Raw genomic sequence first — 18036 nt, 5'->3', positions numbered from 1 at the left:
TCCGGCCGCAGGCGGGCCGCATCGTGGGCGAATGCGATGCGGCGACGGCGACTTCGGGTCCGGGCCTGCCGGTTGCCGCAGAGCTGAGGGCCGCGCACCGAGCGCGGCTGCCGCGTCGTGGCGATGTCCCTGCGGCGGGGTCCTTGTGCCCACAACCGAAAACGGACCGTGCACCCCCCGACGGCACACGGTCCATTCTCGGCTGTGACGGCCTGTTCTCGGCCGGTGAACATTCGGACGAGCAGCGGTGGTGCAACCCCGGTCACCACGTCGGATGAACGACGGCGACGATCCGGCCCGAGTGAACGATGCGGTGACAGGTCGATGTTCTCGGCTGGCTGCTCACCACGATCATTTCACGGTGATCCCGACCGCGGCTAGTGATCATTGCCGAGGCGTGATGGAACCGGTACGGCCGGTCATCGCCTCGTCGGGAAGTCGATCAATGCCGTCGGCCGCTGACCAGGCGAATCAGCACCAGAAGCACGATTGCGCCGAGAATGGCGACACCGAGACTCGCGAAGTTGAACTGGAAGCCGATCTCCTGCCCGGTGATCAACTGATAACCGAGCCCACCCAACGCCGCACCGACCACGCCGACCAGAACACTGACCAGACAGCCTTGCGGTCTGCGGTCCTTCCCGCCGACCACGACGTTGGCCGCCCAGCCCGCTATCGCACCGAAGAAGATCCAGGAGAGCACGCCCATGCGGCCGACTCTACTGTCCGGCGGACGGCGGCACCGCACTGTTCTGCGGCTCGTCGAGCAGCCACACCGTCACCTGGGCGCCCGGCTCCACCATGGTCGTCTCGGGCGGGATCTCCAACAGGCAGTTCGATGCCGCCATCGCGGACAGCAGATGCGAGCCGGGCGCGCCGAGCACCCGGACGGAACCGGTGTCGAAGTGATAGCGCCCTCGCCGATACTGCCGCTTGTCCGACGGGGATCGGAGCGCGGCGCCCTCCAGCGTCGCCGACGTCCTCGGCCGCAGCACCTCGCGGAAGCCCGCCGCAGCCAACAGCGCGGGCCGGACGAACACCTCGAAGGACACCAGCGCGCTCACCGGATTCCCCGGCAACGTGACCACGGGCACCCCGCGATACCGCCCGGCGCCCTGCGGCATCCCCGGCTGCATCGCGATCTTGCGGAACTCCACGCCCTGATCGGCCAGGGCGTCCTTCACCACCTCATAGGCCCCCGCGCTCACTCCGCCGGAGGTCAACAGCAGGTCGACGTCGCCGAGCCGGGGCTCCACCGCCGCCCGGAACTCGGCGACGTCGTCGGGCACGATGCGCAGTCGGGTGGGCTCGCCGCCCGCCTCCAGCACGGCAGCGGCCAGCATCACCCCGTTGGATTCGTAAATCCGGCCCGGAGCCAGCGGGCTGCCCGGCTCGGTCAACTCCGAACCGGTGGACAGCACCAGGACGCGGGGCCTGCGGTGCACCGACAACTCGGCGATGCCCAGGGCCGCCGCAACGCCGAGCCGGGCCGGGCTCAACCGATCACCGGCCCTGGCCACCACGTCTCCGACGCCGACGTCTTCGCCCGCTCGTCGCAGGTGTCTGCCCGTCGTGGTCGAGGAGAAGATCGTGACCTGGTCGACGCCCGCGTCAGTCGACTCCACCGGGATCACCGCGTTTGCACCGTCGGACAGCAGGGCCCCGGTCATGATCCGGTGTGCCTCGCCGCATCGCAGCGGCGGCGCGTCGCCCCGGCCCGCCGGGACGTCCTCGGCGACCGGCAGCGTCACCGGGCTCTCGGCGCCTGCCGAGGCGGCGTCGGCTGCGTGCACCGCATAGCCGTCCATCGCGGAGTTGTCGAACGGGGGCAGCGGGATCGGCGCGGTCAGGTCCTCGGCCAGCGCCAGTCCGAGACACTCGATGAGCGGACGGCGCCGAATCTCGGTCCTATCCATCAGGCTCGCCACCTCGGCCTGATGGGCGGAGACGGGCATCAGGCCGGACGTCCGGTTCGGTTGCGTCGTCACACCGGTCATCCTGCCGTCTGCCACATGCCACACTGCCAGCCGACCTGTCTGGCCGACGCCGGTGCCAGGTTCTGCGGCCGTCGAGGTGCGGTCGGCGTGGCGGGACCCGAGACGACGTCGCCGCGCCCGCCGGACGCCGCAGGGCCGAGGGCCTGCTCGCGGTGAACGGGTCGCGGGACCCCAACCGGCTGTACACAGGAGGTAAGCGGTGCAGGTCGTGACCCGCCACACGCCGTCGTTCGGGGTGGCGAGGCTCGTGCTCGGCCCCGGCGAGCAGATCAGGACCCGGGTCGGGGCGATGATGGCGACGAGCTACGGCATGGCCGTCCGGCCGAAGGTCGGTGCGGCCAAGCCCGCCAACAGACAGCTCGGCGGCGGGCCCGCTGCGGCGGAGTTCGCCGCCCCTGCCCTGGGCGGCTGGGTCGACGTCACGCCGAACAGAGCCGGGGAGCTGCACACGCTGGAACTGGCGGGTCCGCCCGGCTGGTGCGTCCATCGCGATGCCTGGCTTGCGACGTCGGCCACCGTCGGCCTCGCCGGGCAGTCGCCGCTACTGCGAGCGGTGCTCGGCTCGGACGACGGCTTCCTGCTGCACGCGCTCGGCGCGGGAACGCTGTTGTTGGCCTGCTTCGGGATGCTGGACGTGGTGAACCTGAAGGCGGGGGAGGCGGTGACCTTGGACACCGGACACATCGCGGCCTTCCGCGAAGGGACTCAGGTGCGAGTCCGTGCGCTCAGCCAATCCGGAACGCAGTCGATGCGCAGCGGTGAGGGACTGGTCGCGGATTTCGCCGGACCGGCACAGATTCTCACTCAGACCAGGAACGCGCGTACGGTGAGCCACTGACGGTCGGCCGTATCACCGTTGCCCTCTGCGAGGCTGCACGTCGATGGCGGTGATCGGCTTCGTCGACCGCCCACGAATCACATACACCGAGCGTTAGGCTGCGTTGCGTGTCGGAGGACCTCACCGGACGTCGTCTGGGCCATTATCGGATCACCGGCGTGCTAGGCCGTGGCGGCATGAGCGTGATGTATCGAGCGACCGATGAACGCCTGGGTCGCAAAGTCGCGCTGAAAGTGATCGCAGAGCATCTGTCAGGTGACGGCGAGTTCCGAGAACGCTTCGTCGACGAGGCTCGCAACACCTCCGCGATCGATCACGCGCACGTCGTTCCGCTGTACGACTTCGGCGAGGTCGACGGACTGCTCTACATCGCCATGCGCCTCGTCGACGGCGCCGATCTGGCCGAGAAGATCAAGGACGGTCCGCTCTCGCCCACGCGTTGTCTCGACCTGCTCGGCCAGGTCGCCGAGGCGCTGGACATGCTCAACGGTCGAGGGCTGGTGCACCTGGACATCAAGCCGGCCAACGTCCTGGTCACCAGCCGCGAGTCCTCCGGCGAGCACGTCTACCTCGCCGACTTCGGGCTGACGCGGCGCGGTGCGACGGGCCACCGCACCCAGGGCGGCGACTTCCTCGGCTCGCCGACCTACGCGGCGCCGGAGCACCTGCGGGGAGAGCCGGTCGACCCGAGGACCGACGCCTACTCGCTGGCCTGTGTGCTGTTCGCCTGCCTGACCGGAAGGCCGCCGTACCGGGGTCAGGTCTCCGAGGTCATCGAGGGCCACCTCGCCAAGCCGGTGCCCTCGGTCACGTCCGTGGTCGCGTTGCCGCCCGCCATCGACGAGGTGCTGCGCCGAGGGATGAACAAGGACCCCAAGCAGCGCTACGCGAACTGTCGCGAGCTGATCGCCACCGCGCGCACCGCGCTCGCGTCGACGCCGCGACCCGACCAACCGCCCGCGCCTGCGCAGCCCGACACCGGCTCGCGCCCCGCGCTGTCCGGCGCCGGACTTCCGCCGGGCGCCGCACCACAGGGTTCGGCACCGCAGGGTCTGACTTCACCGGGTCCGACTTCACAGGGCGCAGCCTGGGGCCAGCAGAGCTTCCCGGCGACGCCGGGGGCGGGCCAGCAGTACGTGGGCGGCGCGCCGATGGCCGAGCCGATGCGCCTGCGCCCGCCCTCGCCCGCCCAGTCGGCGGCGAGCTTCACCGGTCAGCGCGGCGGCGGCAACAGATGGGTGCTGCCGATCCTGGTCGGTGCGGTGGTGCTGGCGGTCACGGTGCTCGTCATCGTGTTGATCAACGGCGCCGAGGCAGACGATCAGGGGCTCCGCGCCGAGGCGGGCGTGGAGCGGACGGACGCCGTCGGCGGAGTCGTCGACCGTCAGGAGCAGGCAGCGCACCACCACGCCGCCGAACACTGAGAACTCCTCTGACGAGGTGCGATGCGTCTCGCGGCCGGGTGACCGACGATCAATCACCTTGCACTCGACCCCCCGGAGTGCTAAACACGGGTTGGCACTCATTACACTTGAGTGCCAGAGGTCGGGTCGGTGAGATCGAGTCGCGACAGTCCTGCCTGAGGGGCTGCCGTGCCGGTCGTCCGTCGCGGGCGCCGTGCCTGGCCGTGCATGTCCTTGCTGTGGGGGTGAAAGCGTCCGCAGCGACCAATTGCCGGAGGACGACACAGCAATGGCAAAGTTGATCGCGTTCAACGAGGATGCGCGTCGCGGCCTTGAGCGCGGCATGAACACCCTCGCCGACGCCGTGCGGGTGACGCTCGGCCCCAAGGGCCGCAACGTCGTGCTGGAGAAGAAGTGGGGCGCCCCCACGATCACCAACGACGGCGTCTCGATCGCCAAGGAGATCGAGCTGGAGGATCCCTGGGAGAAGATCGGCGCCGAGCTGGTCAAGGAGGTCGCCAAGAAGACCGACGACGTCGCGGGTGACGGCACCACCACCGCCACCGTGCTGGCCCAGGCCCTGGTTCGCGAGGGTCTGCGCAACGTCGCGGCAGGCGCCAACCCCCTCGGTCTCAAGCGGGGCATCGAGAAGGCCGTCGACGCCGTCGCCGAGCAGCTCCTCAAGACCGCCAAGGAGGTCGAGACCAAGGAGCAGATCGCTGCCACGGCAGGGATCTCCGCAGGCGACGCCAGCATCGGCGAGCTGATCGCCGAGGCGCTGGACAAGGTCGGCAAGGAAGGCGTCATCACCGTCGAGGAGAGCAACGCCTTCGGGCTGGAGCTCGAGCTCACCGAGGGTATGCGCTTCGACAAGGGCTACATCTCGGGCTACTTCGTCACCGACACCGACAGGCAGGAGACGGTCCTCGACGACCCGTACATCCTGCTGTACAGCTCCAAGATCTCCTCGGTCAAGGACCTGCTCCCGCTGCTGGAGAAGGTCATGCAGGCAGGCAAGCCGCTGCTGATCATCTCCGAGGACGTCGAGGCCGAGGCCCTGGCGACCCTGGTGCTGAACAAGATCCGCGGCACCTTCAAGTCGGTCGCCGTCAAGGCTCCCGGCTTCGGTGACCGCCGCAAGGCGATCCTCCAGGACATCGCGATCCTCACCGGCGGCCAGGTCATCAGCGAGGACGTGGGCCTCAAGCTCGAGACCGCCGACCTCTCCCTGCTCGGCCAGGCCCGCAAGGTCGTCGTCACCAAGGACGAGACGACCGTCGTCGAGGGCGTCGGCGAGTCGGACCAGATCGCGGGCCGCGTGAGCCAGATCCGTTCCGAGATCGAGCGCAGCGACTCCGACTACGACCGCGAGAAGCTCCAGGAGCGGCTGGCCAAGCTGGCAGGCGGCGTCGCGGTGATCAAGGTCGGCGCGGCCACCGAGGTCGAGCTGAAGGAGCGCAAGCACCGCATCGAGGACGCGGTGCGCAACGCCAAGGCCGCCGTCGAGGAGGGCATCGTCGCCGGTGGCGGCGTGGCTCTGCTCCAGGCTGCCGAGGCCGCCTTCAGCGGGCTGACCCTGGTGGGCGACGAGGCCACCGGTGCCAACATCGTCAAGGTCGCCGTCGAGGCCCCGCTCAAGCAGATCGCGGTCAACGCAGGCCTTGAGGGCGGCGTCGTGGTCGAGAAGGTCAAGGGTCTCAAGGCGGGCGAGGGCCTGGACGCCGCGACCGGCGAGTACAAGGACCTGGTCGCAGCCGGCATCACCGACCCGGTGAAGGTCACCCGCTCCGCGCTGCAGAATGCGGCGTCGATCGCGGCTCTGTTCCTCACCACCGAGGCCGTCGTCGCCGACAAGCCGGAGAAGGACAAGGCCCCGGCCGCTCCCGACGCCGGCGGCATGGACTTCTGATCCATCGCTGACGCGCACGACAGCACGACACGAAGAAGGCGGCTCCGCGTTTCGGCAGATTCGCGGGGCCGCCTTCTTGTCGGCTGTGTCCCCGTGACGTCCGAAAACCTCGCCGTCCCGCAGTGCATCGGCGGAGCTGCTCCAGGACGAGTCCGCCGAGGCTGACTCGCCGATCGGTTGATCGAGGAGCACTCGCGTGCCGCATCGGCAGTTCCGGAAGGCACTCACCCTGCTGCTCAGGCTCAGGTGCCGGAGCCTAGGCAGACGAAGGGGCGCCGCAGCGGCTCGCGGGCGACGGCCTCGGCCAGCGCCGCAGCGGGCGGGCGTCCCTGGACGAGCAGTCCGTGGAACTCGGCCATCGTGTCGGCGGCCGCCTGATCGCCGACCTTGCTCGTCGCGGCGATCACGGTGCGGGACCCGCTGGCCAGTAAGGCGCCCGCGAAGCCCAACGCCTCGTCGCCGGGCCGGATGCGGTTGAGCGCCAGCTCACAGGCGGCGAGCACCACCCGTTCCGGCGCACGGCGCAGCCGTGCCGTCTCATGCGCGAACAGCGACCCGTCGGTGAGTTCGAGCCGAGAGAACATCGCGTTCTCGGACTCGTGTGCACCATGCGCGGCCACATGGGCCAGCCGGGCTCCGTCGAGCGCTTCGAGGACCGCTCCGACGGTCGCCTGTCGACCCGCCAGCACCCGGGCGTCCGGATGGTGCGTGCGGAGCCCGGCGACCTCACCCACAGCGCCGAGCAGATCCGGGCCGCTGATCAGGACGACGTGACCGTCGTCCGTGCCGCCGCCGCGCGTCCCGTCGGCCCGACCGTTTCGGCTGCCCGGCGCGGCCTGCCAGCTCTGATCCACGGCTCGGCCTGCGCTCGGCCCGGCGGCGTGCCCGGCAGTCGTTTCGGTGACGTGGTCTTTCGGGACCTCGGAAGCCGCCCGTCCGGGGGGTACATGGTCGGGACCGTGCTCGGCTCTCTGGTCGGCAGTCAGCCATGCCGTCGCGGAGGGCGCCACCGTCAGGGACCGGCCGTGCATCGAAGGCAGCGTCCCCCACGCGACCGCGTACAGCGCCCCGGTGGGAATGATGATCAGCTCACGGTGTTGGAGAAGACCGACCAATGGGCTGAGCAGCTTCTCGTCCAGCCGTTCGGCGCGGCGGCGTGCCGAACCCGCGATCACCGCGACCAGGGGGCCGGACAGGTGGTCCGGAGCGAGCGCGTCGAGGTCGGCGTGCAGCTCACGGGCGGCGGCCATGATCTCCACTGCGGGCCCGAGCCGGACCAGCCGGGCTCGACCCTCGACGATCACCACCGCCACCGCATTCCCGTCGGAGACGGCGAAGCTCACCAACGCCCGATCACCGAGGTGCCGAGCCACGTCGGCGAGCGTGGCGATGGGGGTAGGGCTGCCCCACAGGTTCGACTGCCACCCGAGCCGGGTGATCTCCCGCTGGAGGGCGGCATGGCGAGTCGCCAGCTCGCCGGGGTTCCGGCCGTCCAGCCGGGCCTGCTGCAACTCCTTGCTCAGCACGCGATAGTCGTCGACTCGCTCGGCGAGCACCGGGTCCGCGATGGGCGGCTGCGGTTGATACCGGTACACCTGTGCTCGCGTCCGTTCCAACCAACTGAAGAGCCTGCCCGCATCGACCCGGCCACGGGTGGGGTCGAGGACCAGCCGGATCGCCAGTTCACCGAGTTCCCTGCCGTGCACGGCGGTGCCGCTGACCAGGTCGAGCCCGCCCATCCGGTCGCGAATCCGCCCCAACTCCGCCAGACCGGCGCGCGCCTGGGCGAGGGCCCGCCGTCGATCGCCCTGCATCACGGCCAGCTCGGCCCGCGAGAGCCGCAGGAGCATCCGGTGGTCGATCGGAGTGATCTGCCGGGGACGGGGAACCCGCGCCAGTTCTGCCGCCGCCACGTCGAGCCTGCCCAGTCGGAGTGCTGCCCGCACCGCCAACGATCGGGCCACCCCGGATTCGTCGGTGAGCTTCAGTTCCGTCAGCCGGTCAGCGAGCCGCAATGCGCGTCGGTGGAGCCCTGCACTGACCTGGCCGGTGCGGAAGGCTGTGGCGGTGTCGGCGCGTAGTCGCGTGAGAGCGGCCATTCGTGCCCAGCTGAGGTTGCCGCGCCGTAGCATTCGTCGTTCTGCAGAGGCCGCGAGCCTGCGGGCGGTGGTCGAATCGCCGAGTAGCAACGCTGCGATGGCGCGAAAACTCTCGGCTTCGCCGAGATTCTGTCGTACGCGGCCATGCGCCAGAACAGGTAAAGCCTCATCCAGGTATTTCGCCGCCTCCTCGGCGAGGCCGCCTGCCAACAGGGCCTCGGCCTGGTCCATCTGGATATGGGGAAGCAGGTTCGGAGCCACGTTGCTGTAGCTCAGGTTTGCCTGTTCGTAATAGCGGATCGATTCTGGGATCGATCCCATTCTCAACGACAGGGCGCCCAGGTTATGCTGGGCTTTCGCGATGATGAGTGGCAACCCGCTGGCTTCGGCCAAGGCCAGGCACCGTTCGAGATCCCTGACGGCGGATTTGGGGTCCTCTGCCCTGATGAAGGCAAGCGCGCGGTTGAGTAGGGCGCGAGGGAGGAGAGACACCTCTTCCAGGTCTGCGCTCTCCGTCTGTTCAAGGAGTGTGACAGCTTGATCGAGGCGGTCTATCGCCAGCTCGTTCTGGCCGGCCTGAGAAAGCATCGATCCGTGCTGGATGTCGACGATAGCTTGGAACAGAGCGCGTTGCCCGGCGTCGGGAAGGGCCTTTATCAAGGATTGCGCAGAGCGCAGAATGCTCAACCCGTGACGGTTGCTCCGTGTCGCGTCCTGAGAATATGCCAGACTGACTAGCAGCCGAATTCGCAGTCGGTTGAACGCTACTGTGAGATTCTCGTCGAGGCGGCCCTTCGCCTCGCCGCTGTCCAGGAGCCGCAGAGCATGGCGCAGGAGCCGACTGGCCTCGGCTGGGCGGTATGCCGACGCGGCAGACGCAGCAGCAGTCCGCAGCCCTTCGGCTCGGCGCAGGAGCCTGACTTGGTTGTCATGACCAGTCACCGTCTGCATTGCTCCGGTAGCAAGGACAAGGGCGAAGCGGACCCTACCAGTGTGGTGTGGCCCACCCGATCCCCGCGCCGCTTCGTCGGTGAGCCTGCGGTATCACGCCCACCGTGGTCATGTCACAAGACGATGCTGGGAGTAGCGATGGTTCGGCCGGGCCTGCCCTCGACCGTACTCAGATGGACCAGGATCTGAGTCGTTCCTTTCGGCACTATGTCGAGGGCGAACCGGCCCCCTTCGTCGGCTGCGATCCTGCTGGACTCGTACCCGGCGACGCGCACCTCCACGATGTGTGGACCGCCGGGCACGAGCCAGCCGTCGAAGCGATGACCTGAACCGCTGGGGGCAAGCGTCAACATCAGTGTGAGGTCGCCGACCGTGAAGGTCATCGTGCTGGGCTCCTCACCGCGCACCCCAGCAAGCGCCTTAGGGCGGACCCAACGGCCGACCTCCACGTCAAGGTTATCCAGTTCGATGGCGAACTGTGCCCGCTCGATCAGACCTGCAGGCACTGGTTCGGTGTAGTCCAAGAGTTGGCCCAGCTCGGCCAGCAGTACGTCTCCTTGATAAAACGAGTCAACTGGATCTTCGCCGCCCGGGGGGTGCCCGGAGCCGTACCCGGTCGGACTCATGGTGAGCCTCCTTCCACAGTGAGCAGAGACCGCAACTGCGTCAGACAGCGGCCTCTCGTCGGTCCCACACTTCCTCGAGGTATCTGCAGTGCGTCCGCGACGCCCTGGTACTCCACGCGGCCTGCCAACACCGTCAGGCTCAGCACCTCTTGGCAGCGCGCAGACAGCCGATGAAAGGCCGCCCAGAGCTGTCGATCACGATCGTGACGCAGCGCCTCAGGCTCTGGCAGGTGGTGCTGCGTGGGTAGGTCGTCGAGTACGTCGGCAGGCAATGAAGGGTCTCGGTCGCCACGGAGGGATCGGATGGCTTCCCGCCGGGTCGTCGTGATCAGCCAGGCTGCCAACGCTCGTGGGTCTTCCAGCGAGTGCAGGCTGCGGAGTAGCAGCAGCCAGACCGTCTGCACCACGTCTTCCGCCACCGGAGTACTGAGACCCCGTGCCCTGGCGACGCGCCAGACCAACGGGGTCAGATCGGTGACCAGCGCATTCAGCGCATCGCGGTCGCCCGCGCGTGCCGCGATCAGACAGGCCTCATGCCGTTCATAGCCGTCGAGTTCATGCCAGGACAGCTCTGACTGGCCCGCCCGCGTGTGGTTCACGCTGCTTCCCCCTTCCGACCCCCAGTCCGCCATCGTCTCAGCCAGGACGCCGCAAGGCCGGTTCCGGCCCGCAGTAGGGGCGGAACCGGCCTATGTAGATAAGAGCGACAACATCTCAACCAGATACATCGGCCACACGAATGGACTAGTGGCACTGATCACAGAAACCAGTTGGTCAGTTGAGCTTGCCGGGCTCGCTCACCGGGTCCTGAATGCCCCCGCCAGGGGTCGGCTTGCGGGGTGGCACCCGGCCGGGCCGCTCCTCGGTCTCGGTCGCCGCACCGGCCTCGCCTGCGGCGTCCTCCTGGACCGGCGGGAACTCCGCCTCGAACTCCTCGATGTCGACCTTCTGCTGCTTCTCGGAACTGGTCACGCTGTTTCTCCCTTGGTCGGCTGGCCGGTAAGACGCAGGCGATCTTGGAACGGTGCCCGTCCGGCGCAGCGCTACTGAACAGATGTCGTGCGTGATCATCAGTGCGAACTGCCCCCAGTACGCACGATCGTTCGGGAGATGTTCAGGCGGCTGCCGACGGGTGGGGCGTCCCCCGTGCGCCCCACCCGTCGGCAGCCGTGCCCCCCCCCCGCCCCTTCACACCCCCAGCCATCCGCGAAGGGACCGCGCCGCGGACCACGGCAGCCGAACGGCGTGTGGCATTCGCTCCCCCAAGCGAACTCCTGCCGCTCCCCCTGCCACCGCGATCCGCGGCTTCCCCCCACCGGCCGTGTGAACGACCTGTGAGACAGGAGGGAGCGACCGGCCGCCAGATACATCTGCGGGCAAACTTTTTTGAACTCTTTCCGTCGGAGGGTGGGTCCGATCTCGACGGTGGACCTGTCTGTCCAGTTCAGCCGGGGTTCCGGGGAGGTTGCCGGACTGTCGAGGATCACCGAGATTCTGCCGCGATGGGCACGATTCGCCTGCCCGTGAGACCGCCCCTCCCGGCTCGGCCGGGCAGCCGGACTCGGCCGACGCGGCTGCGACCCGACAGGGTGGGGATCGCGGTTCCCCGTCGGGTCCTCAGCCGCGACCGTCAGTCGGGAAGCAGGCCATGCCGTCGACCGTCGACTGCCACACCAGTCCTCGGGGGAACGGCGCTCGGCGGTCCGACCGCAGTCGCCGACGCGCCGTGTCCACCCGCCCATTCCGCCAAAGAGGTCTAGACCACACCGCTAGGCTGGTCGGTGGGCGGCGCACCCGCGCCAGAGCAGAGGGGACGAAGCGAGTGGCCGATGGACTGCTGGAGGTCATCGCGCTCGACGCGGTGGACGCGGAGGCTGCGCAGGCCGGGGGAGCCGACCGGCTGGAACTCGTCGCGAACATGGCGGCGGACGGGCTGACCCCCGACGTCGCCACGGTGCGCAGCGTGCTGGCCGCCACCGATCTGCCCGCGCGCGTGATGCTTCGGGACGCGGCAGGCTTCCTCCCGCACGACCTGGACGGGCTGCGTCGTTCGGCGGGTGAGCTGCGAGACGCGGGCGTGGAGGAGTTCGTGCTGGGCTTCCTCACGGTGCACGGCCGAGTGGACGAGGCCGCCTGTCTGACTCTGCTGGCCGAGCTGGACGGCTGCCGCTGGACCTTTCATCGCGCGGTGGACAACGCGACGGACCGGCGGGCCGCGTGGGCCCAGGCCGAGGCGCTCGGCTGCGACGCGGTGCTCACCGCAGGCGGCCCTGCCGGGGTCGAGCGGGACTGGCCGGAGCTGATCGACTTCGTCGACGCCTTGGCTCCCGCCGACGAGCTGCTGCTGGTGGGCGGCGGCCTGCGCGCCGCCCACGTCGCGCGGCTGCGGGAGCGAGGCGTCCGCCGCTTCCACGTCGGCGGTGCCGTCCGCCGGGACTGGCACTCGCCGATCGAGGCCGATGCCGTGCGTCGCTGGGTGGAGCTGGTGCACCAGTGACCGCGCCCGACGATCGCTGCGGCGCACTGGTGTCCCGGCCCCGACCGGCTCGGTCCGACGGCGGGACGCTCGTGCTCTCTCCGGAGGCCGCTCTCTCGTCCGGAGTGGGCACCGGGATCGTCCCCACGGGCTCAGCTCGGTGTTCGGGCAGACCCTTGGGCTCTCGCCGCCGTCGGCCCCGCCGGGTTCGGCCCCGGTAGGCGGGGCTGTTGCACGCCGCAGGATCTCGGGAGATCGGCACCTACGCGGCGACTCTGGCCACGCTCGCGATCGAGTGCACGGTCGCCGCCGCGCCCCGACCGCGCCTGTCCGGAGCCGGGAGTCGTCTGCGTTGGTCGGGGTGCGGACGAGCCGGGCTGCGGGCAACGGACGACAGCCTGCGGTTCGTCGAGAAACGGCTTCGAACAGTTGCCTGCTGTCGGGCCCGGTGAATGGATCTGCATCGGCGGCGACGAGGTGACCACCGAGCAGCGGGAGAACAGTGAGCGAGGTGCCGCGACTCGCGCTGTCCGGTGTTGACCGCACCGACCGGCAGAGTGCTTCGGGAGCCTGCCGCCCGCCTGCGTTCGCGGGGGCGGCGGGTGTTGGGCTGGGACGAGATCGTCGATGCCGGGCGCTCGACGAGTCAGTCGAGTTCATGGTTCATGGTGGTCGGGTCCTGGCGCGGCGAGGAGGCGGGCAGACTCGCCGCCGAGGCGGGCTTTCGACGTGGTGCTGTGCCCGGAGATGCGGTGGTACCTCGATCAACGGCAGTCGACGGACGAGCGGGAGCCGATTCCGGAGCGATGGGTGCACACCCTCGCGGACGTCTATCGCTACGAGCCGCTGCCCGCAGGACTGCCGATGGCCGATGCCGTCCGGATTCTCGGTGCACCGGCCCGGATCTGGTCGGAGATGTCTGGACGGTCCGCGTCGAGTCGACTACGCGGCGTTCCCGAGCCCGGCCGCAGCGGCCGAGGCGGTGTGGAGCGCAGCGGACCGGGACGGGCCGGAGTTCCTGATGCGGCGGGAACGAGATCGGCTGCCGAGCCAGGCCGCCGTGGGCGTGGAGCAGCGACCGCTGGACGGACCGCTTTCGCGGCGGACTCGCCCTGTGATCGTGGGTCTGCCGCGGGCGCGCACCTCGGCGGCGGGCCGAGACTCCGGCAGCGAGGCGGGCCGCATCAGTAGTCCTCCTCCGGGATGATCAGCCAGCAGACGGCGTAGGCGGCCACGCCGAGGCCGAGGCCGATGATGCTGAGCACGACGAAGCCGATGCGGACCAGCGCCGGGTCGACGCCGAGGGCCGTGCCGAGGCCGCCGCTCACGCCTGCGAGCATCCGATCCTGCCTGCTACGACGGATTCTTCGAAGCCGGGACTTCGCGTCGGTGACCAGTCTGTGTTCTGTCATGGCTCAAGCTTCGCTCGGCGGCGGCCCGAGGCCATCGGGCGGACACCCGAGATCGACCCCTAGCCCGCTCTGCGGACCCGTCAGGGTTTCTCCCCGTCACCCTGTCCGGGTTCCTTCGAGGTAGCGCATCCCGTTGCGCAGGTGATCCACCAGCTCGGCCAGCTCCCGCGAGTCGAAGACGACCGTGATGGGGCTGTCCTCGACGGTCAGCGAGAGCGCCATCTTCCGCTTGTAGACCTCGACCAGCAGGGCGATCGGTCCGTGTTCCTCGTGCACACAGGGCACGCCGAGCGTCGTGTCGGTCTCCAGCGCCTCGATCAGCGAGAACACCCCTCGCCAGTCGAGCGTCACGGCGAACCGCGCGGTGGAGGCCAGCCGCAGGTACAGCCTGCGGCGATCCTCGCTCAGCTCCACCTGATTCGTGCAGGGTCCGTAGACGGTGTCTCGTCCCCGGACTCGCCGGTAGAAGAGGAAGCTTCGAGTGGGCGCCATGGTCGCTCACCTCACTGGTGACTCAGTGTTAGCGGCGGCGTGGATCATGATAGTCGACTAGTCGATCTGGGCGATAGCCCGAATGGCCCTTCTGCTCGATTTGGGTGTTAGCGCTACTTTCAGTACATGTTTAGTGGCTTCGACGCTCGCGATCAACACTTTCGTGTGGCCACTGTGGTGGCCTTAGGCATGGTGGCGACGATGGCGGCCGGGTGCGTCGGGAGCCCGGTCGTGGCCACGCCGACGCGACCTGTGGGCGAGGCGCCCGGCGAGTCGGCACAGGAGTCGACATCGGACGCCGGGCCGCAGGACTCCTTCTCTCTGGTCGCGACCGGAGACGTCCTGATCCACCCCCCACTCACCGAACAGGCCGAGCTGGACGGTGCCGAGTCGGGCGGTGGACGGGACTTCGCCCCGTTGTTCGCCGGACTCGAACCGCTGCTGTCCGCCGCCGACGTGGGGTTATGTCACCTGGAGGTGCCGCTCGCGGCTCCAGAGGGCCCGTTCTTGGGCTGGCCGTTGTTCAGCGCGCCGCCCGAGGTCGCCGACGGCCTCGCCGCAGCGGGTTACGACGTCTGCACCACGGCGTCCAATCACACGGTGGATCAGGGGGAGGAGGGCGTCGTGCGCACCCTGGACCGGCTCGACGAGGTCGGCATCGATCAGACGGGCGCGGCCAGAACCGAGGAGGAGGCGACGACTCCGCTGGTCCGGGACGTCGACGGCGTGCAGGTCGGTCACGTGTCGCACACCTTCGGCTTCAACACCGGCACGAGCCTGCCGCCGGACAAGCCGTGGATGTCGAACCTGCTGGACGCCGACGAGATCCTGGCGGGCGCGCGGGCCGCCGAGGAGGCGGGCGCGGACGTGGTCGTCGCCAGCCTGCACTGGGGCGTGGAGTACCAGCACGAGCCGAGCGAGTCCCAGATCGAACTCGCCGAGCAGCTGGCGGGCGACCCGGCGATCGACCTGATCATCGGGCACCACGCCCACGTGGTGCAGCCCTTCGAGAAGATCGGGGACACCTGGGTCGCCTACGGGCTCGGCAACAGCGTGGCCCGGCATGCCGAGCCACGCGGCATCACCGAGGAGGGTGTGGCCGCCCACTTCACGTTCGAGCGGACTCCCGAGGACGACTGGGCCGTCGCGGAGGCGTCCTTCGTCCCGACGCTGGTCGATCTCGGACCGCCCGTCCGGCTGGTGGATCTCACCACCGCCGAGCCGAGCCCGGCCTACGACGCGGCCGCGACGCGGATCGAGGAGATCGTGCTCAGTCGGGGAGCGGCCGAGGACGGCCTGGTCCGTCACGACGGCTGACCGCCCGCCGCCCGCCGCTTCGGTCCGCGCCGCGCGGTCGTCGCCGGAGGTTCCCCGCCCGGTCCGCAGCCGTCAGGCGATGTCCGGCAGCGACGGCCCGAGCAGGTCGTCGGCGTCCACGATCCGATAGGCGTAGCCCTGCTCGGCGAGGAAGCGCTGCCGGTGTGCCGCGTAGTCGGTGTCCAGGGTGTCCCGCGAGATCACCGAGTAGAAGTGCGCCTGCCTGCCGTCCTCCTTCGGCCGCATGACCCGGCCGAGCCGCTGGGCCTCCTCCTGCCTCGAGCCGAACGTGCCGGAGACCTGAATAGCGACCGAGGCCTCGGGGAGGTCGATGGAGAAGTTGGCCACCTTGGACACGACCAGCGTGCGCAGCTCGCCCTTCCGGAACGCCTCGAACAGGGCCTCCCGCTCCTTGTTCTTGGTCGATCCCTGAATCACGGGCGCGTTCAACGCCTCGCCCAGCTCGTCGAGCTGATCGAGGTAGGCGCCGATGACCAGCGAGGGCTCGTCGGGATGCCGATCGAGGATCGCCTGCACGACCGGCACCTTGGTCCGCGCCGTGGCGCACACCTTGTAGCGCTCCTCCGGGTCCGCCGTGGCATAGGCCAGGCGCTCCGACTCGGTCAGCGTGACGCGGACCTCCGTGCAGTCGGCAGGCGCGATCCAGCCCTGCGCCTCGATGTCCTTCCACGGCGCGTCGTAGCGCTTCGGGCCGATCAGCGAGAAGACGTCGCCTTCGCGGCCGTCCTCTCGGACCAGGGTCGCGGTGAGCCCGAGCCTGCGACGGGACTGGAGGTCGGCGGTCATCCGGAAGACCGGCGCGGGCAGCAGGTGCACCTCGTCGTAGAGGACCAGGCCCCAGTCGCGGGAGTCGAACAGTTCCAGGTTCCGATACTCGCCCTTGGACTTGCGGGTGATCACCTGGTACGTGGCGATGGTGACCGGCCGGATCTCCTTGCGCTCCCCCGAGTACTCGCCGATCTCGTCCTCGGTCAGCGAGGTCCGCGCGATCAGCTCGCGCTTCCACTGCCTGCCCGCCACCGTGTTGGTGACCAGGATCAGCGTCGTGGCGCTTGCCTCGGCCATCGCCGCAGCGCCGACGAGCGTCTTGCCCGCTCCGCACGGCAGCACCACGACGCCCGATCCGCCCGCCCAGAAGGCGTCGACGGCCTGTCGCTGGTAGTCGCGAAGCTGCCAGCCGTCCTGGGCCAGCGAGATGGGATGGGCCTCGCCGTCGACGTAACCCGCGAGGTCCTCGGCGGGCCAGCCGATCTTGAGCAGGGCCTGCTTCAGCCTGCCGCGCTCGCTGGGATGCACGACGGTGACGTCGTCGTCGACCCGATCGCCGAGCATCGGAGCGATCTTCTTGTTCCGCAGGACCTCGGTGAGCACGGCTCGGTCGAGCGACTCCAGGACCAGGCCGTGCACCGGGCTGTTGACGAGCCGTAGCCTGCCGAACCGGCCCATCGTGTCGACGACGTCGACCAGCAGCGGCTGCGGAACGGGATACCGCGAGTATCGGACGAGGACGTCGACGACCTGCTCGGCGTCATGGCCCGCCGCCCTGGCGTTCCACAGCGCCAGCGGCGTGATCCGATACGTGTGCACGTGCTCCGGCGCGCGTTCCAACTCGGCGAAGGGCGCGATGGCGATCCGCGCGTCGTTCGATCGGGCGTGGTCGATCTCCAGCAGCAGCGTCTTGTCTGACTGGACGATCAGTGGGCCGTCGGTCACCGCGTTCGTGCTCCTTGCTCTGGCGGTCAGTGCGCTTGTCCAGTGTGCCTGTCCAGGCCCGTTCTTCCCGCTCGACTGTTCTCAGAGCCTGTCTTTGATCCCCGCTTTCCTGTTGCGCGGGGCAGGCAGCGGCGATCTGCGGCGTTGTCGTCGTCAGGAGACATGACTCCGTCATGTCTCCTGCTTCCGCCTGGCAGCTCATCCACGCTGATCCCCGCTCACGACTCCAGGGGGACCGAAGACAGGCTCTCAGGCCTGCTCCGCGTGGGGTCGGCCGCCTGCTCGCGGCGAGGGTGTCCGCAGGTGGCGGGCCGGTCCGAGTCCGGCCGTCGATCTCGATCCGTGCTCGGCCCGGCTGCCTCGCCCGAGTGTGCCAGGTGGCCACGCCGCCCGGAGCGTCCCAGCCGTGCGCCGAGCCGGGATCGGGCCTGGTCGACGTGCCGACGGCGCGCACGACGTCGGCTTCGAGGGCTGGGCCTGCCGACCGGTGTCGTGAATCGGAGCCGGGCGGCCGGTGTGCGTGACCGGGCCGGTCGCCGTGACGCCCGTGGCACCCGGTGGAGAGGCCCGTTCGTCGGCCGCGCAGGTGTGTGGTGCTGCGTCGAGGGACGCCCGCTACGGCGACGGACACTGCGATCCGTGTCACGTCGAGGCGCCGGGTCGGCGCGGCGAGGAATGCGAAGGCCCGGTGTGGCAGCACACCGGGCCTTCCTGCCTGGACGGCGGAGCACCCGCGCCTGGCCTGCGCGGACGACCGGCCCGGACCGTCACGACGTGTCGAG

The 18036-nt window shown here is 69.5% G+C and carries 15 protein-coding genes; 6 read left to right on the top strand and 9 right to left on the bottom strand.

The genetic code is table 11. The features are described 5' to 3' along the window. Positions 1-442: 442 nt before the first annotated feature. Both UA74_RS28735 and moeA read right to left on the bottom strand, forming a co-directional pair. Positions 443-709, bottom strand: a complete 267-nt coding sequence (locus UA74_RS28735) for a GlsB/YeaQ/YmgE family stress response membrane protein (protein WP_075742975.1) — start codon at positions 707-709, stop codon at positions 443-445. Between the two features lie 10 nt (positions 710-719). After that, a complete protein-coding gene (gene moeA, locus UA74_RS28730; protein ID WP_232237885.1) occupies positions 720-1955 on the bottom strand; it encodes a molybdopterin molybdotransferase MoeA in 1236 nt (411 codons plus the stop codon). A 241-nt stretch (positions 1956-2196) separates the two neighbouring features. Here moeA and UA74_RS28725 point away from each other — a divergent pair, with 241 nt between their 5' ends. From UA74_RS28725 to groL, 3 genes are all read left to right on the top strand, one after another. Beyond that, a complete protein-coding gene (locus UA74_RS28725; protein ID WP_075742974.1) occupies positions 2197-2835 on the top strand; it encodes an AIM24 family protein in 639 nt (212 codons plus the stop codon). Between the two features lie 107 nt (positions 2836-2942). Next, on the top strand, positions 2943-4259 hold the full coding sequence (locus tag UA74_RS28720; protein ID WP_083683769.1) for a serine/threonine-protein kinase: 1317 nt from the start codon (positions 2943-2945) through the stop codon (positions 4257-4259). 268 nt (positions 4260-4527) lie between these two features. Continuing rightward, the gene (gene groL / locus UA74_RS28715) at positions 4528-6147 is read left to right on the top strand and encodes a chaperonin GroEL (protein ID WP_075742973.1); all 1620 of its coding nucleotides are present in this window, start codon (positions 4528-4530) and stop codon (positions 6145-6147) included. A 242-nt stretch (positions 6148-6389) separates the two neighbouring features. On the opposite strand, the gene UA74_RS28710 is transcribed toward groL, so the two are convergent. The 4 genes from UA74_RS28710 to UA74_RS28695 all read right to left on the bottom strand — a co-directional run bounded on the left by UA74_RS28710 (position 6390) and on the right by UA74_RS28695 (position 10795). Further along, positions 6390-9197 carry a CHAT domain-containing protein gene (locus UA74_RS28710; protein WP_083683767.1) on the bottom strand — a complete coding sequence of 936 codons (2808 nt, stop codon included), beginning with the start codon at positions 9195-9197 and terminating at the stop codon, positions 6390-6392. A 113-nt stretch (positions 9198-9310) separates the two neighbouring features. Beyond that, entirely contained in the window at positions 9311-9823 is a 513-nt protein-coding gene (locus UA74_RS28705) for a carboxypeptidase regulatory-like domain-containing protein (RefSeq protein WP_232237533.1), read from the bottom strand. Beyond that, complete coding sequence (locus UA74_RS28700) at positions 9820-10422, bottom strand: RNA polymerase sigma factor (RefSeq protein WP_075742971.1); 603 nt, start codon at positions 10420-10422, stop codon at positions 9820-9822. The genes UA74_RS28705 and UA74_RS28700 overlap by 4 nt, the downstream gene beginning before the upstream one ends. Before the next feature lie 175 nt (positions 10423-10597). Beyond that, the gene (locus tag UA74_RS28695) at positions 10598-10795 is read right to left on the bottom strand and encodes a hypothetical protein (protein WP_075742970.1); all 198 of its coding nucleotides are present in this window, start codon (positions 10793-10795) and stop codon (positions 10598-10600) included. Positions 10796-11645: 850 nt separating this feature from the next. Between UA74_RS28695 and UA74_RS28690 the strand changes: the two genes are divergently transcribed. Further along, a complete protein-coding gene (locus tag UA74_RS28690) occupies positions 11646-12320 on the top strand; it encodes a copper homeostasis protein CutC (RefSeq protein ID WP_075742969.1) in 675 nt (224 codons plus the stop codon). A 606-nt stretch (positions 12321-12926) separates the two neighbouring features. Beyond that, entirely contained in the window at positions 12927-13490 is a 564-nt protein-coding gene (locus UA74_RS34360) for a family 20 glycosylhydrolase (RefSeq protein WP_075742968.1), read from the top strand. On the opposite strand, the gene UA74_RS28680 is transcribed toward UA74_RS34360, so the two are convergent. Both UA74_RS28680 and UA74_RS28675 read right to left on the bottom strand, forming a co-directional pair. Beyond that, positions 13484-13711, bottom strand: a complete 228-nt coding sequence (locus UA74_RS28680; protein ID WP_075742967.1) for a PspC domain-containing protein — start codon at positions 13709-13711, stop codon at positions 13484-13486. The genes UA74_RS34360 and UA74_RS28680 overlap by 7 nt on opposite strands. Positions 13712-13807: 96 nt before the next feature. Beyond that, on the bottom strand, positions 13808-14203 hold the full coding sequence (locus UA74_RS28675; protein ID WP_157434494.1) for a hypothetical protein: 396 nt from the start codon (positions 14201-14203) through the stop codon (positions 13808-13810). Positions 14204-14392: 189 nt separating this feature from the next. Between UA74_RS28675 and UA74_RS28670 the strand changes: the two genes are divergently transcribed. After that, positions 14393-15520 carry a CapA family protein gene (locus tag UA74_RS28670; protein WP_157434685.1) on the top strand — a complete coding sequence of 376 codons (1128 nt, stop codon included), beginning with the start codon at positions 14393-14395 and terminating at the stop codon, positions 15518-15520. A gap of 72 nt (positions 15521-15592) precedes the next feature. Here UA74_RS28670 and UA74_RS28665 read toward each other — a convergent pair whose 3' ends face one another. Beyond that, on the bottom strand, positions 15593-17254 hold the full coding sequence (locus tag UA74_RS28665; RefSeq protein ID WP_075742964.1) for a DNA repair helicase XPB: 1662 nt from the start codon (positions 17252-17254) through the stop codon (positions 15593-15595). Positions 17255-18036: the final 782 nt, after the last annotated feature.

This window comes from Actinoalloteichus fjordicus (genome assembly GCF_001941625.1).
GTDB classification, from domain to species: Bacteria; Actinomycetota; Actinomycetes; order Mycobacteriales; family Pseudonocardiaceae; genus Actinoalloteichus_A; species Actinoalloteichus_A fjordicus.
The sequence above is the reverse complement of the archived record's forward strand: the minus strand, read 5'-3'. Positions and strand labels throughout refer to the sequence as shown.